This is a genomic window from Streptomyces sp. NPDC014623 (assembly GCF_043088245.1).
Lineage (GTDB): Bacteria > Actinomycetota > Actinomycetes > Streptomycetales > Streptomycetaceae > Streptomyces.
Genome location: NZ_JBIBZU010000017.1, coordinates 94,755 through 107,916 on the forward strand (window position 1 = coordinate 94,755; position 13,162 = coordinate 107,916).

Annotated in this window: 14 protein-coding genes, 1 pseudogene and 1 riboswitch; of the genes and pseudogenes, 10 read left to right on the plus strand and 5 right to left on the minus strand. The window is 70.7% G+C overall.

Translation table 11 applies throughout. From position 1 onward, the window contains the following. Window position 1 precedes the first annotated feature (1 nt). Together ACF1FZ_RS25530 and bioB are read right to left on the minus strand one after the other, a co-directional pair. Window positions 2–1,306 (minus strand): adenosylmethionine--8-amino-7-oxononanoate transaminase, encoded by a 1,305-nt coding sequence (locus ACF1FZ_RS25530; protein ID WP_391775731.1) that lies wholly within the window; start codon window positions 1,304–1,306, stop codon window positions 2–4. Beyond that, window positions 1,299–2,462, minus strand: a complete 1,164-nt coding sequence (gene bioB, locus ACF1FZ_RS25535; RefSeq protein WP_391775813.1) for a biotin synthase BioB — start codon at window positions 2,460–2,462, stop codon at window positions 1,299–1,301. Before bioB ends, ACF1FZ_RS25530 begins: the two co-directional genes overlap by 8 nt. Window positions 2,463–2,604: 142 nt before the next feature. On the opposite strand from bioB, the gene ACF1FZ_RS25540 reads away from it, so the two are divergent. Further along, a complete protein-coding gene (locus ACF1FZ_RS25540) occupies window positions 2,605–3,753 on the plus strand; it encodes an 8-amino-7-oxononanoate synthase (RefSeq protein ID WP_391775732.1) in 1,149 nt (382 codons plus the stop codon). 6 nt (window positions 3,754–3,759) lie between these two features. Next, window positions 3,760–3,939: pseudogene (locus ACF1FZ_RS25545) on the plus strand (LysE family translocator); the annotation flags it as partial. A gap of 46 nt (window positions 3,940–3,985) precedes the next feature. On the opposite strand, the gene ACF1FZ_RS25550 reads toward ACF1FZ_RS25545, so the two are convergent. The 3 genes from ACF1FZ_RS25550 to ACF1FZ_RS25560 form a co-directional block, all read right to left on the minus strand. Then, window positions 3,986–4,456, minus strand: a complete 471-nt coding sequence (locus ACF1FZ_RS25550) for a C40 family peptidase (RefSeq protein WP_391775733.1) — start codon at window positions 4,454–4,456, stop codon at window positions 3,986–3,988. Window positions 4,457–4,459: 3 nt separating this feature from the next. Continuing rightward, window positions 4,460–4,630: riboswitch (cyclic di-AMP (ydaO/yuaA leader) on the minus strand. 365 nt (window positions 4,631–4,995) lie between these two features. Beyond that, entirely contained in the window at window positions 4,996–5,304 is a 309-nt protein-coding gene (locus ACF1FZ_RS25555) for a hypothetical protein (RefSeq protein WP_391775734.1), read from the minus strand. Window positions 5,305–5,311: 7 nt separating this feature from the next. After that, the gene (locus ACF1FZ_RS25560; RefSeq protein ID WP_391775735.1) at window positions 5,312–5,947 is read right to left on the minus strand and encodes an ATP-dependent Clp protease proteolytic subunit; all 636 of its coding nucleotides are present in this window, start codon (window positions 5,945–5,947) and stop codon (window positions 5,312–5,314) included. Window positions 5,948–6,026: 79 nt separating this feature from the next. Here ACF1FZ_RS25560 and ACF1FZ_RS25565 point away from each other — a divergent pair, with 79 nt between their 5' ends. The 8 genes from ACF1FZ_RS25565 (at window position 6,027) to ACF1FZ_RS25600 (ending at window position 13,132) form a co-directional block, all read left to right on the plus strand. Beyond that, window positions 6,027–6,320: a type II toxin-antitoxin system Phd/YefM family antitoxin gene (locus ACF1FZ_RS25565; RefSeq protein ID WP_391775736.1), complete on the plus strand. Its 294-nt coding sequence runs from the start codon at window positions 6,027–6,029 to the stop codon at window positions 6,318–6,320. Between the two features lie 552 nt (window positions 6,321–6,872). Next, window positions 6,873–7,175: an urease subunit gamma gene (locus ACF1FZ_RS25570; RefSeq protein WP_073750029.1), complete on the plus strand. Its 303-nt coding sequence runs from the start codon at window positions 6,873–6,875 to the stop codon at window positions 7,173–7,175. Between the two features lie 13 nt (window positions 7,176–7,188). Then, a complete protein-coding gene (locus ACF1FZ_RS25575) occupies window positions 7,189–7,500 on the plus strand; it encodes an urease subunit beta (protein WP_391775737.1) in 312 nt (103 codons plus the stop codon). Beyond that, a complete protein-coding gene (locus ACF1FZ_RS25580; protein ID WP_391775738.1) occupies window positions 7,493–9,214 on the plus strand; it encodes an urease subunit alpha in 1,722 nt (573 codons plus the stop codon). The genes ACF1FZ_RS25575 and ACF1FZ_RS25580 overlap by 8 nt, the downstream gene beginning before the upstream one ends. 18 nt (window positions 9,215–9,232) lie before the next feature. Then, window positions 9,233–9,898 (plus strand): urease accessory protein UreF, encoded by a 666-nt coding sequence (locus ACF1FZ_RS25585; protein WP_391775739.1) that lies wholly within the window; start codon window positions 9,233–9,235, stop codon window positions 9,896–9,898. 42 nt (window positions 9,899–9,940) lie between these two features. Continuing rightward, window positions 9,941–10,618: an urease accessory protein UreG gene (ureG, locus tag ACF1FZ_RS25590; protein ID WP_391775740.1), complete on the plus strand. Its 678-nt coding sequence runs from the start codon at window positions 9,941–9,943 to the stop codon at window positions 10,616–10,618. Continuing rightward, window positions 10,615–11,400 carry an urease accessory protein UreD gene (locus ACF1FZ_RS25595; protein ID WP_391775741.1) on the plus strand — a complete coding sequence of 262 codons (786 nt, stop codon included), beginning with the start codon at window positions 10,615–10,617 and terminating at the stop codon, window positions 11,398–11,400. Before ureG ends, ACF1FZ_RS25595 begins: the two co-directional genes overlap by 4 nt. Before the next feature lie 169 nt (window positions 11,401–11,569). Beyond that, window positions 11,570–13,132 carry an alpha/beta hydrolase gene (locus ACF1FZ_RS25600; RefSeq protein WP_391775814.1) on the plus strand — a complete coding sequence of 521 codons (1,563 nt, stop codon included), beginning with the start codon at window positions 11,570–11,572 and terminating at the stop codon, window positions 13,130–13,132. Window positions 13,133–13,162 lie beyond the last annotated feature (30 nt).

The following is a 13,162-nucleotide window of genomic DNA, read 5'->3' on the forward strand; positions in this document are numbered from 1 at the left end:
CTCAGCCCTCCTTCGCCGCCGCGCACACGGCCCGGCAGATCCGTGCCACGTCGTCGTCACCGGTCACGTAGGGCGGCATCGTGTACACGAGATCGCGGAACGGCCGCAGCCATACGCCCTCGCGGACCGCGGCCCGTGTCGCGGCGGCCATGTCCACCTCGCGATCCAACTGCACGACCCCGATCGCGCCCAGCACCCGGACGTCACGCACGCCCGGCACACCGGCGGCTTCGGCCAGGCCCTGCCGCAGCCCCGCGCCGATCCGCTTCACCTCCAGCTCCCAGTCCTGGCCCAGCAGGAGGTCCACCGACGCGCAGGCCACCGCCGAGGCCAGCGGATTACCCATGAAGGTCGGCCCGTGCGCCAGCACGGGAACGTCACCGCTCGAAATGCCCTCGGCCACCCGCGACGTGCACAGCGTCGCCGCCAGCGTCAGATAGCCGCCGGTCAGCGCCTTGCCGACGCACATGACATCCGGTGACACCCCGGCGTGCCCGGCCGCGAACAACTGTCCGGTCCGGCCGAACCCCGTCGCGATCTCGTCGAATACGAGGAGCACGTCGTTCGCGTCGCACGCCTCACGGAGCACCCGCAGGTACGCGGGGGAGTGGAAGCGCATCCCGCCCGCCCCCTGCACCACGGGCTCCACGATCACCGCTGCCAGCTCCCCGGCACGGTCGGACACCAGCTCGCGCAGGTGCCTCACGTACGCCTCGTCCGGCTCGGCGTCGAAACCGTCCGGCGGCGCGTCCGCGAAGACCTGCCGGGGCAGGGAACCCGACCACAGCTCGTGCATCCCGCCCTCGGGATCACACACCGACATGGGCTGCCAGGTGTCCCCGTGATACCCGCCGCGCCAGGTCAGCAGCCGGTGCTTGGCGGGCCGTCCCGCCGAACGCCAGTACTGGAGGCACATCTTCACCGCCACCTCGACCGAGACCGATCCCGAATCGGCGAGGAAGACGTGCTGCAGCGGTTCCGGAGTGATCTCGACCAGCCGGGCCGCCAGCCGGACGGCGGGCTCATGCGTGAGCCCGCCGAACATCACATGGCTCATCCGGTCCAGCTGGCCGCGGGCGGCCTCGTTCAGCGCCGGATGGTTGTAACCGTGGACCGCCGACCACCAGGACGACATGCCGTCCACCAGCTCGCGGCGCCCGTGGGCGGGCTCGGCGAGCCGGAGGCGCACCCCGGACGCGGACTCCACGACCAGTGGTTCCTGCCGTCCCGGCATCGGGCCGTAGGGGTGCCAGACGTGGGCCCGGTCCAGGGCGAGGAGTTCTGCGGGGCGGAGCGGATCAGGCATTGGGCGCGAGATCCGTCCCGGCGCCGCGACGGCGGACCGCCACCAGATCCGTACGCGCCGCGAGGCTCTCGGACGGTTCCGGGGCGGTCTCGGCGGTGTCACCGCACGGAGCGCAGCCGCCCCCGTGCGCACCACAGCCGCCGGCCTCCGGAACGCGGTGCTCGGGGAGGGTCTTCGTGGCTGCTCCCTCGACCTCGAAACCGGCGTCCGCGATCATGTCGAGATCGGTCTGCCCGGACTGGCCCTCACTGGTCAGATAGTCACCCAGGAAGATGGAGTTGACCAGGTGCAGTGCGAGCGGCTGCATCGAACGCAGATGAACCTCGCGGCCGCCCGCGAGCCGCACCTCGACGTCCGGGCACACGAACCGGACCATCGCCAGGATGCGCAGGCACCGCTGCGGCGTGAGGTGCCAGTCCTTCGCGAGCGGGGTCCCCTCCATGGGAATCAGGAAGTTCACCGGCACCGAGTCGGGATCCAGCTCACGCAGCGAGAAGACGACGTCCACCAGGTCGGCGTCGGTCTCGCCCATGCCCGCGATCAGGCCGGAGCACGCCGAGAGCCCGGCGGCCTGGGCCTGCTGCACGGTGTCCACCCGGTCGGCGTAGGTGTGCGTGGTCGTGATGTCCCCGTACGTCCCCTCCGAAGTGTTGAGGTTGTGGTTGTAGGCATCGGCGCCCGCAGACCTCAGACGGTCGGCCTGGCCCTCCGACAGCAGGCCGAGGCAGGCGCACACCTCGACATCCTCGTGCTGCTCCTTGATGGCCTCGATCGTCTGCGACACCCGGTCGACGTCACGGTCGGTCGGCCCCCGGCCGCTGGCCACCAGACACACCCGCTTGGCGCCGCCGGCCACCCCGGCGGCTGCGGCCTTCTTCGCCTCGTCCGGTTTCAGCCAGGTGTACTTGAGGATCTCGGCCTTGGAGCCGAGCCGCTGCGAGCAGTACGAGCAGTCCTCGGGGCAGAGCCCGGATTTCAGGTTCACCAGATAGTTGAGTTTGACGCGCCTGCCGAACCACTGGCGGCGCACCTTTCCGGCCGCGGCCACCACGTCGAGCAGCATGTCGTCGGAGGTCGCCAGCAGGGCGAGCGCTTCGTCACGGGTCGGCAGTTCGCGCCGCAGCCCCTTTTCCACCAGCGTGTTCAGCAGGTCCATGGCGTTGATCCTGACGTACGGCACCGCCATCGGCCAAGGAGGAACCGGACAGCAGAGTCGGCCGATGCTGTGTGTATTGCCACACCCTGGCCTGTTGCGCACCCGGTTAGGGTCTGTGAGCTGCCTACAAAAGGACCTGCTCATGGCCTACGCCCCGTTCGGCTGGATCGACGACGAGGCCCGGCGCCGCGCCGGCGCCGGACTCGTCCGGACGTTGCGCCCCCGCTCCGCCGGGACGGCACTGCTGGACCTCGCGAGCAACGACTACCTGGGTCTGAGCCGGAACCCCGAGGTCACCGCGGCAGCGGCCGACGCGGCACGGACATGGGGCGCGGGCGCCACCGGCTCGCGGCTCGTCACCGGGTCCACCGCGCTGCACGCGGAACTGGAACGCGAGCTCGCCGGGTTCTGCGGATTCGAAGCGGCCCTGGTGTTCTCCTCCGGCTACGCGGCCAACCTCGCCGCCCTCACGGCACTGACGGGCCGTGACTCACTGATCGTGTCCGACGCAGGCAACCACGCCTCGATCGTCGACGGCTGCCGGCTCTCCCGTGCCGTCACCGCCGTCGTTCCGCACGCGGACCCCGAGGCTGTGCGAAAGGTGCTCCACACGCACGACGGACGGGCGCTGGTGGTGACCGACTCCGTCTTCTCGGTGGACGGTGACGCCGCCCCGCTCGCCGCACTCTCGGAGGTCTGCCGCGACACGGGCGCGGCCCTCCTCGTGGACGACGCCCACGGACTGGGCGTCCTGGGCGCGGGCGGGCGCGGCGCGCTCGCGGCCGCCGGACTCGCGGGCGGCGAGGGGACCGTCGCCACCCTCACCCTCTCCAAGTCCCTCGGCAGTCAGGGCGGCGCGGTGCTCGGCCCTGCTCGGGTCATCAGCCACCTGGTGAACACGGCCCGTACGTTCATCTTCGACACCGGTCTCGCGCCGGCGGCCGTCGGCGCGGCTCTGAGCGCTCTGTGTCTGCTGCGCCGTGAACCCGGACGGGCGGCGAGGGCAGGGGCCGTGGCCGTCGAGCTGTACACCCGTCTGACGGCGGCCGGACTGACCGCAGTACGTCCCGACGCCGCTGTCGTCTCGGTCCGGGCGCCCTCGGCGGAGTCGGCGGTGCGCTGGGCCGCCGACTGCCGCACGGCGGGTCTCGCGGTCGGGTGCTTCCGGCCGCCGTCGGTGCCGGACGGGATCTCCAGACTGAGACTGACCGCCCGGGCAGACCTCACACAGGATCAGATCGCCACCGCCGTGGACACGGTCCTCGCGACGTCGCCCCTGCCGGTCAGCTGAACGGCAGGCCGGCCGGTCCTGTTCAGGACCCTGCTGCCGCCTTCGGCGGACGTACTGCTCGCGCTCGTCCGGTTCCCGGCCGTGGCCCTGCTGGTGGACCGTCCGGGCCGGTGGCGGCCGCGTACCGCCCGTGCGGCCGGGGGCGGCAGCGGCACCGCGCTGGGGCCCGAGCCGGTGGTGGGGCCACCGCCTGGTGGGGCCCCCGCCGCACCGAACCAAGCGAAAGGGAGCGTCAGCGGACCCGCCCGTACCAGACGTTGCCGGACCAGATCCTCTCCAGCCGGACCACGGCGCCGGCCTTCGGCGAGTGCCAGATCTTTCCACTGCCGGCATAGATCCCGACGTGGTACACGCTGCGGCCCGCGTGGAAGAAGACCAGGTCGCCGCGTTTCCGCTGCGACCTGGAGATATGGCGGGTCTTGTTGTACTGCTGTTGTGCCGTGCGGGGAAGTTTCCTGCCGGCTTTCTTGAACGAGTAGAGCGTGAGCCCCGAGCAGTCGAACCGATGAGGGCCCGCGGCGCCCCATCGGTAGGGCGCGCCCTTCTTCGAAGCGGCGATCTTGAGCGCTTTCGTCGAATGGGTGGCGGCCTCGGCGTCGTTCACGAAACCAGGCGCCAGCACGGTGGTGCCTACGGCGAACGTCAGGACCGAGGCCGTACCGACCCGGGCGAACAGAGACGGGACATGAACCTGCGCAGTCATGCGCAACCCTTCGTCAGCCGCCTGTGAAGGATGACCTGTCGGGTTCGGGCTGGCGAAGTCGCCCGGCCGCACTGCGGCTTCACCCCGAGGACCGCCCGGATCTCCGGTCGGCCCGTTGCGCTCGGGTCCTCCACTCCTGCCGATCCACTCCTGTCGACCAGGCATCCGGACAGCGGCAGGACTCGGCGTCCGCCCGGACCGCCCCGCCGCGGTGGCGGGGGCTTGTCGTCCCAGGGATCTTTACGCACCTACCGCCGGATTTCCTCACTGAAGCGACGATATGTGAGAGTCATCACTATTGATCCGATCGGGTGGCCGCAGCCGGACCGGAGCCAAGGCGACGGCGACGGACCAGCCGTGTACCAGCGGCGGAACGATGCACGCCGCTCAGTGTCCGTACTCGTTGCGCAAGTTGGGCTGTAGCTCGGGCGGGGGAGCTTCTACGCCGATCGAGCGAGGAAAACTCATCGGCCCGCCGGGCGTGTCGTGAAAGGGTGTCGGAAAGGGGCGGTGGCCCCCGAGTCGGGCCTCGGGAACGCTCAACTCGAGGACGCGGGAGGCACTGAGATCCGTCCGGCCCGGCGCTCCCCGTCCAGCAGCCGCAGCGCCCTGGCAAGGGTTTCCGCGTGGACCTGCGACTCGCCCCGCTCGTGCATCAGGACCAGTGCGTCCCGGAGGGCCGGCGCCCGGGACGCGAGCGCCTGAGCCGCCCGGAGCGCCCCGTACGTGTCACCGCCATGCGCGGGGTTGATGCGGCCGAGCTGGTCGAGCACCTCCAGGTAGCAGTCGACGAACTCGGCCTCGGCGCGGGTCAGCGCGGGGAGGGGCGGGAACCGGGGTGGGAGCATCGGGGGTTCACCTCGCGGTGTGCGGCGGCTGGGACGGCGTACGGTTCTCCACCACGTGGTCCACCAGGCCGAACGCCAGGGCGGCCGGGGCGTCGAGGACGGTGTCCCGCTCGATGCCGGCGCTGATCTCCCGCGTGGAACGGCCCGTGTGACGGGACAGCATGGCCGTGAGCAGTTCGCGCTCGCGCTCCAACTCCCGGGCCTGGAGCTGGAGATCGGAGGGCTGACCCTGCACCGGCTCGTCCAGGGCGGGCTGCTTGATGACTACCCGGGCGCCGGGCAGGGCGTGCCGGCGCCCGGGCGCGCCGGCCGCGAGCAGTACCGCGGCACTGGAACCCGCCTGGCCCAGACAGAAGGTCTCCACCTCGCAGGAGAGGAAGCGCATGGTGTCGTAGATCGCTGTCATGGCGTTGAAGGAGCCGCCGGGCGAATTGATGTAGAGGGAGAGGGGGCGGTCGGGGTCCGCGTGCTCCAGGTGCATGAACTGCGCGATCAGGTCGGTCGCCGCGGTGTCGTCCACGGGCGTGCCGAGGAAGACGATCCGCTCGGACAGCAGCTTCGAGTAGGGATCCATGTTCCGGGACCCGTAGGCGGTGCGCTCGGTGAACTCGGGCAGGACGTAGCGGGCGATGGGACGGGGCACGGGGATACCTCTCCTGGGGCCACGGCGATTCGGAGTACGTTAAAAATGTACAGGATGTACAGGAGGTTAGAATGGGGACATGGCCTACGAGATTCCGGTGACGCAAGCCCGGGCGGAGCTCGCCGAACTGATCAACCGCGTCGTCTACGGGGGTGAGCGCGTGGTGGTGACGCGGCACGGAAAGCCCTTGGTCGCCTTGGTCTCTGCCGCTGACCTGCAACGACTCGAAAACGAAGAGGCTGTGGAGGAGACGGCCGAGGAGCAGGTGATCAGCTCGGTGTCCTCGTTCCGCTCCGTGCCGTCCACTCAGGGCGAACGGCACCGCTTCGGCATCGCTGCGGAACACCGTGGCCACGAGGGCCGCGAACGCTGACACCACCCAGGGCCGGGACCGTGTGCGGGGGGCGACCGCGGAAAAGCGGAGAGCCGCGCCCCGCCAGGACGTGGAGCCGTCGGCCGCTCGCACCGACCGGTCCGCGGAGCATCCCGGGTGCGCCCGTGACGCCCGGGAAGGAACTGCCCGGCAGCGTCGTCAGCAACGGGCCGGCGCCGGTGTCCTCCGCGCCGCCCGCGGCTGAGGTGGCGGCCTGTGCGGCGAGCCCTGGGGCGCCCGTCGTTGTCCAGGCTCACACGTTCCGCCGTGCCGGCCGGCGATCCCGTCCGTACCCGATCGCCACAGCGCGGGAATTCCTCGTGCAGGAGGCGCTGTCCGGCGGAGCCGGGCCGCACGTCCTGGAGGGCGGGTCGTGCGGGCCGGTGTACACGGATGTGTAAAGGGCCAGTTAACGCGCCGGAAAAACTTCCGCCCTAACGTGCAATGCCTGGGCGCGGAACCCTCTTCATCGTTCAACAGAGTGTTGAAGGCGGGATAGGGTCCCGCTGCGTCCGGGGCAGGTACCGGGCGGAAGAAGAAGAGGGTGGAAGCGTGCAACTGACTCCGCACGAACAGGAACGCCTGCTCATCCATGTGGCGGCCGATGTCGCAGAGAAGCGCAGGGCGCGCGGGCTGCGGCTGAATCACCCCGAGGCGATCGCGCTGATCACCTCGCACCTTCTGGAGGGCGCCCGTGACGGCCGGACCGTGGCCGAACTGATGGCCTCCGGCCGGAAGGTCCTCACCCGCGACGACGTCATGGACGGCATCCCGGAGATGATCCACGACGTCCAGGTCGAGGCCACCTTCCCGGACGGCACCAAGCTGGTCACCGTCCACGATCCGATCGTCTGACGGGGAGCGGTCCATGATTCCCGGAGAGATCCTGTACGCGGAGGGCCCGGTGCCGCTCAACGAGGGGCGCCCCGTCACCCGTCTCACCGTCCTCAACGCCGCGGACCGGCCCGTCCAGGTCGGCTCGCACTACCACTTCGCCGAGGCCAACACCGGCCTGGACTTCGACCGCCGGGCCGCCCGTGGACTGAGGCTGAACATAGCCGCCGGCACCGCTGTGCGCTTCGAACCCGGCATTCCCGTCGACGTCGAACTCGTCCCGCTCGCAGGTCTGCGCATCGTCCCCGGACTGCGCGGCGACACCGGAGGTTCCCTCGATGCCTGAGCTCAGCCGCCCCGTGTACGCCGATCTGTTCGGCCCCACCACCGGCGACCGCATCCGGCTCGCCGACACCGGCCTCGTCGTCGAGATAGAGGAGGACCGGTCCGCAGGGCCCGGACGGTCCGGGGACGAGGCAGTGTTCGGCGGCGGCAAGGTGATCCGTGAATCGATGGGCCAGGCGCGGACCACCCGCGCCGAAGGGGCCCCCGACACCGTCGTCACCGGCGCCGTCATCATCGACCACTGGGGCGTCGTCAAGGCCGACATCGGTATCCGCGACGGCCGGATCACGGGGATCGGCAAGGCCGGTAACCCGGACACGATGGACGGCGTCCACCCCGACCTGGTCATCGGACCCGAGACCGAGATCATCGCGGGCAACGGCAAGTTCCTCACCGCCGGGGCCGTCGACGCGCACGTCCACTTCATCTCGCCGACCCTCATCGACCAGGCGCTCTCCTCCGGGATCACGACCCTCGTCGGCGGAGGGACGGGCCCGGCCGAAGGCACCAAGGCCACGACGATCACCCCCGGGCCCTGGCACCTCGCCCGGATGTTCGAGGCGCTCGAGGGCTACCCGGTCAACATCGGACTGCTCGGCAAGGGCAACACGATGTCGCGTGAGGCCATGCACTCCCAGTTGCGGGCGGGAGCCCTGGGGTTCAAGATCCATGAGGACTGGGGCGCGACCCCCGCCGTCATCGACGCCTGCCTGAGTGTGTGCGAGGAGACGGGGGCCCAACTCGCCATCCATACGGACACACTCAACGAGGCCGGGTTCGTCTCCGACACGCTGGCCGCGATCGCGGGGCGCTCCATCCACTCGTACCACACCGAAGGTGCGGGCGGCGGGCACGCTCCCGACATCATCAGCGTGGTATCGGAACCGTACATCCTGCCCAGCTCCACCAACCCGACGCGGCCGCACACCGTCAACACGATCGAGGAACACCTCGACATGCTGATGGTCTGCCACCACCTCAATCCCACGGTGCCGGAGGACCTGGCCTTCGCCGAGTCCCGGATCCGGCCCTCGACGATCGCGGCCGAGGACATCCTCCACGACCTCGGGGCCATCTCGATCATCTCCTCGGACTCCCAGGCGATGGGCCGCATCGGCGAGGTGATCCTGCGTACCTGGCAGACCGCCCACGTGATGAAGCGGCGACGTGGCGCACTCCCGGGCGACGGCAACGCCGACAACCACCGGGCACGTCGCTATGTCGCCAAATACACCATCAACCCGGCGGTGGCCCAGGGCCTGGACCGGGAGATCGGCTCCGTCGAAACCGGTAAGCTCGCCGACCTCGTGCTGTGGGACCCCGCCTTCTTCGGTGTCAAGCCGCAGACCGTGCTCAAGGGCGGTCAGATCGCGTACGCGCAGATGGGCGATGCCAACGCCTCGATCCCCACCCCGCAGCCCGTGATGCCCCGCCCGATGTTCGGGGCCGTGGGCCGGGCTCCCGCGGCCAACTCCCTCAACTTCGTGTCCACGTCCGCCGTGGAGGCCGGGCTGCCGGAGCGCCTGGGACTCGGCAAGCAGTTCGTGCCGATCACCAGCACCCGTGGCGTCACCAAGTCGGACATGCGGGAGAACGACGCCCTGCCCCGGGTCCAGGTCGACCCCGACAGCTTCGCGGTCACCATCGACGGTGATCCGGTCGAACCCGCCCCCGCCACCGAACTCCCCATGACTCAGCGCTATTTCCTCTTCTGATACGCAGGAAAGCACTTCATGACGACACGCGCAGCCCTGCTCGTCCTCGCCGACGGCCGGTTCCCCGCCGGTGGACACGCCCACTCCGGTGGTGCCGAGCCGGCCGTCAAGGCAGGACGTATCGGAAACGCCCAGGACCTGGCGGAGTTCTGCCTGGGACGGCTTCACACCACCGGGCTCGTCTCGGCTGCCCTGGCCGCTGCGGCGGCCCACGGCCTCGACCCGCTCGCACTCGACGAGGCCGCCGACGCACGGACACCCTCGCCCGCCCTCAGGGACGTCGCACGCAAGCTGGGCCGGCAGCTGATGAGAGCGGCGCGAGCCACCTGGCCCAGCCACGAACTGGCCGTGCTCGCCGAAGCCCGGCCACGCGGCGCCCACCAGCCCGTCGTGCTCGGGCTCACGGCGCGCGCCGCAGGCCTGGGGCCCGCCGACGCGGCGCACTGCGCCGCCTACGAAGCGGTCAGCGGCCCGGCCACCGCCGTGGTCCGTCTGCTGTCCCTGGACCCCTTCGAGGCCACCGCCGTCCTCGCCCGGCTCGCACCCGCCCTCGATCAGATCGCCGACCAGGCCGCCGAGGCCGCGCGGCACGGCATCGGGGCGCTGCCCGCCTCCTCCGCCCCGCTGCTCGACATCTCGGCCGAGGCCCACGCGGCCTGGCCGGTCCGTCTGTTCGCGTCCTGAACCCCGGACCTCACCCCGCCCGTCACCACAGGAGCCGTATCCATGCATCTCGACCACGCACACCACGGACCCGCGGCCGTCAGTGCCGACGCCGCACGCCCCGATGGCACCCGACGCGCGCTGCGCATCGGTTTGGGCGGGCCGGTCGGCTCGGGCAAGACGGCCACCGTCGCCGCCCTCTGCCGCGCGCTGCGTGACCGCATCTCCATCGCCGTCGTCACCAACGACATCTACACCCGCGAGGACGCCGCCTTCCTGCTGCGCAACGCCGTGCTGCCCCCCGAGCGCATCCAGGCCGTCGAAACCGGCGCCTGCCCGCACACCGCGATCCGCGACGACATCTCCGCCAACCTCGAAGCGGTCGAGGACCTGGAGGACGCCGTGGGGCCCCTCGACCTGATCCTCGTCGAATCGGGCGGCGACAATCTGACCGCCACCTTCTCCAGAGGGCTCGTCGACGCCCAGGTCTTCGTGATCGACGTCGCGGGTGGCGACGACATCCCGCGTAAGGGCGGCCCGGGTGTCACCACCGCCGACCTGCTCGTGATCAACAAGACCGACCTCGCCCCCTACGTGGGCTCCGACCTCGACCGGATGGCCCGCGACGCCGCTGCGCAACGCGGCGAACTTCCCGTGGTCTTCACCTCCCTGACCGGCGCCGACGGTATCGCCCCCGTCGCCGACTGGGTGCGGGCGCGGCTCGCGGACTGGGCCGCATGAGCGTCACGGCCACCGCCCGGATCACGGCGGTCGCCGACGGACGGGGGGCCACGGCGCTTCCGGTGCTCGAGAGCGACGGTCCGCTCGCCCTGCGCCGGACCCGGTCCCCGGATGCCGGGCGTGCGCGTGTCACCGTGGTCGGCGCGATGAGCGCCCCCCTCGGTGGCGACCGGCTCACGATCGAGGTCCGGGCAAAGGACGGTGCACGGCTGGCGGTGGACTCCGCCGCCGCCACCGTGGCTCTGCCGGGGGCCGGCCCGGACGCCGGCCCCGCTTCGTACGACGTGCGGCTGAGCGTGGGGGAGGGGGCCCACCTCCACTGGCTCCCCGAACAGCTCGTCTCCGCGTGCGGAAGCGAACTGGACATGACCACACGGGCCGAACTGGCCGGAACCGCACGCCTGGTGCTTCGCGAGGAACAGGTCCTGGGCCGGCACGGCGAACGCACCGGACGGCTCTCGACCCGCCTGACGGTGCACAGAGCAGGACGGCCACTGCTCGACCAGCAACTGGCGTACGGTCCGGGATCACCCGGAGGATGGGACGGCGCGGCCGTCCTGGGCGGCCACCGGGCGGTCGGGCAGCTGCTCCTCGTCGACCCCGCGTTCGGCGTCCGCCCTCCCGCGCCACGCCTGCTCGGCCCCGCCGCCGCGCTGACCCCGCTGGCCGGCCCCGCCGTCCTGGTGACGGCTCTCGCCGCCGACGCCCGGCTGCTGCGAGCCGTGCTGGACGAGGCGCTGGAGGAGCTGCTGAGGGAACCCGGGCCCCTGCGGACGGTATGAGTTCGCTCAGCGGGACAACGGGCACCGGTTATTGGTTCGGTAAAGAAACATGCGTACGCCCTGTTCTCGGCGACCTCACAGACGAAAGGATCCGCCTGGACACATGAACCGACGCGCCGCCACCGGCGGCGCGTCAGGCAGGGGGAGGTTCCACTTGAGGCGCACAGCGATGCTCGGTTCGGCCGGCACTCTGATCGCGGGCACGCTCATGGCGGGGGCGATAGCCGCACCGGCCGCAGGTGCCGACAGCCGGCACCACGGCGGCCAGGAGGCACGCGGCGTCCAGATCGCCGCCGCCCGGGCCGCGAAGGCGGGTATCGACTGGACGGACTGTCCGGCCGACTGGGCGATCGCCGCACCCATCCAGTGCGGGTGGGTGAGCGTACCGCTGGACTACGGCAAGCCGAACGGGAAGCAGATCAAGCTCGCGGTCGACCGGCACGTCAGCACGGGCACGAAGGACGAGCGCCAGGGCGCACTCGTCTACAACCCCGGAGGCCCCGGCGGTTCGGGCATGGCGTTCCCGAAGCGCATCGTCACCAAGAACCCGCTCTGGACGAAGACCGCGAAGGCGTACGACTTCGTCGGCTTCGACCCGCGCGGGGTCGGTCACTCGGCGCCGATCTCCTGCATCGACCCGCAGGAGTTCGTGAAGGCACCGAAGGCCGATCCGGTGCCGGACAGCGAGGCCGACAAGCGGGCACAGCGCAAGCTCGCCGCCGAGTACGCCGACGGATGCGCCGAGCGCAGCGGCGAGATGCTGCCGCACATGACCACACCCGACACCGCGCGTGATCTGGACGTCATCCGCGCCGCGCTCGGTGAGAAGAAGCTCAACTTCCTGGGCGTCTCCTACGGTACCTACCTGGGCGCGGTCTACGGCACGCTCTTCCCGTCGCACGTACGCCGCATGGTCGTCGACAGCGTGGTGAACCCGGCGAAGGACAACATCTGGTACGAGGCCAACCTCAACCAGGACGTCGCCTTCCAGACGCGCTGGAACGACTGGAAGGCGTGGGTCGCCGAGAACGACGCGGCCTACCACATCGGTGACACGCCCGAGAAGGTCGAGCAGGCGTGGCTGACACTGCGGGCGGCGGCCAAGAAGGATCCGATCGGTGGCGTGGTCGGCCCCGCCGAACTCATCGGTTTCTTCCAGGGTGCCCCGTACTACGACTCCGCCTGGGCACCCACCGCCCAGGTCTGGAGCGACTACCTGGGCGGCGACACCCAGGCGCTGATCGACGCCGCGGCACCCGACCTGTCGGACACCGCGGGGAACATCAGTTCGGAGAACAGCAACGCCGTGTACACGGCGGTCGAGTGCGCGGATGCCAAGTGGCCCACCAGCTGGAGGAAGTGGGACCGCGACAACACCCGGCTGCACAAGGACCACCCGTTCATGACCTGGGCCAACGCCTGGATGAACCTGCCGTGTGCGACCTGGTCGTCCGAGCAGCAGACCCCGCTGGAGGTCCGCACGGGCAAGGGCCTGCCTCCGGTGCTGATCGTGCAGTCCACGCGTGACGCCGCCACCCCGTACGGGGGCGCCGTCGAGTTGCACAAGCGTTTCAAGGGCTCCCGTCTCATCACCGAGAAGGGCGCCGGTTCCCACGGTGTCACCGGCCTGGTCAACCCCTGCGTCAACGAGCGGGTGGACACCTACCTGCTCACGGGGAAGACGGACCGGCACGATGTGACGTGTGCTCCGCACGCCACACCGAAGCCGTGATCGCCACCTGACGTGAGCGGGCGGCCGATG

Bases quoted from the DNA above. Each gene is read 5' to 3' on its own strand.
- bioB (WP_391775813.1), bottom strand. From the start codon at position 2,462: ATGGACCTGCTGAACACGCTGGTGGAAAAGGGGCTGCGGCGCGAACTG.
- ACF1FZ_RS25600 (WP_391775814.1), top strand. From the start codon at position 11,570: ATGCTCGGTTCGGCCGGCACTCTGATCGCGGGCACGCTCATGGCGGGG.
- ACF1FZ_RS25550 (WP_391775733.1), bottom strand. From the start codon at position 4,456: ATGACTGCGCAGGTTCATGTCCCGTCTCTGTTCGCCCGGGTCGGTACG.
- ACF1FZ_RS25540 (WP_391775732.1), top strand. From the start codon at position 2,605: ATGGCCTACGCCCCGTTCGGCTGGATCGACGACGAGGCCCGGCGCCGC.
- ACF1FZ_RS25565 (WP_391775736.1), top strand. From the start codon at position 6,027: ATGGCCTACGAGATTCCGGTGACGCAAGCCCGGGCGGAGCTCGCCGAA.
- ACF1FZ_RS25575 (WP_391775737.1), top strand. From the start codon at position 7,189: ATGATTCCCGGAGAGATCCTGTACGCGGAGGGCCCGGTGCCGCTCAAC.
- ureG (WP_391775740.1), top strand. From the start codon at position 9,941: ATGCATCTCGACCACGCACACCACGGACCCGCGGCCGTCAGTGCCGAC.
- ACF1FZ_RS25530 (WP_391775731.1), bottom strand. From the start codon at position 1,306: ATGCCTGATCCGCTCCGCCCCGCAGAACTCCTCGCCCTGGACCGGGCC.
- ACF1FZ_RS25555 (WP_391775734.1), bottom strand. From the start codon at position 5,304: ATGCTCCCACCCCGGTTCCCGCCCCTCCCCGCGCTGACCCGCGCCGAG.
- ACF1FZ_RS25585 (WP_391775739.1), top strand. From the start codon at position 9,233: ATGACGACACGCGCAGCCCTGCTCGTCCTCGCCGACGGCCGGTTCCCC.
- ACF1FZ_RS25595 (WP_391775741.1), top strand. From the start codon at position 10,615: ATGAGCGTCACGGCCACCGCCCGGATCACGGCGGTCGCCGACGGACGG.
- ACF1FZ_RS25580 (WP_391775738.1), top strand. From the start codon at position 7,493: ATGCCTGAGCTCAGCCGCCCCGTGTACGCCGATCTGTTCGGCCCCACC.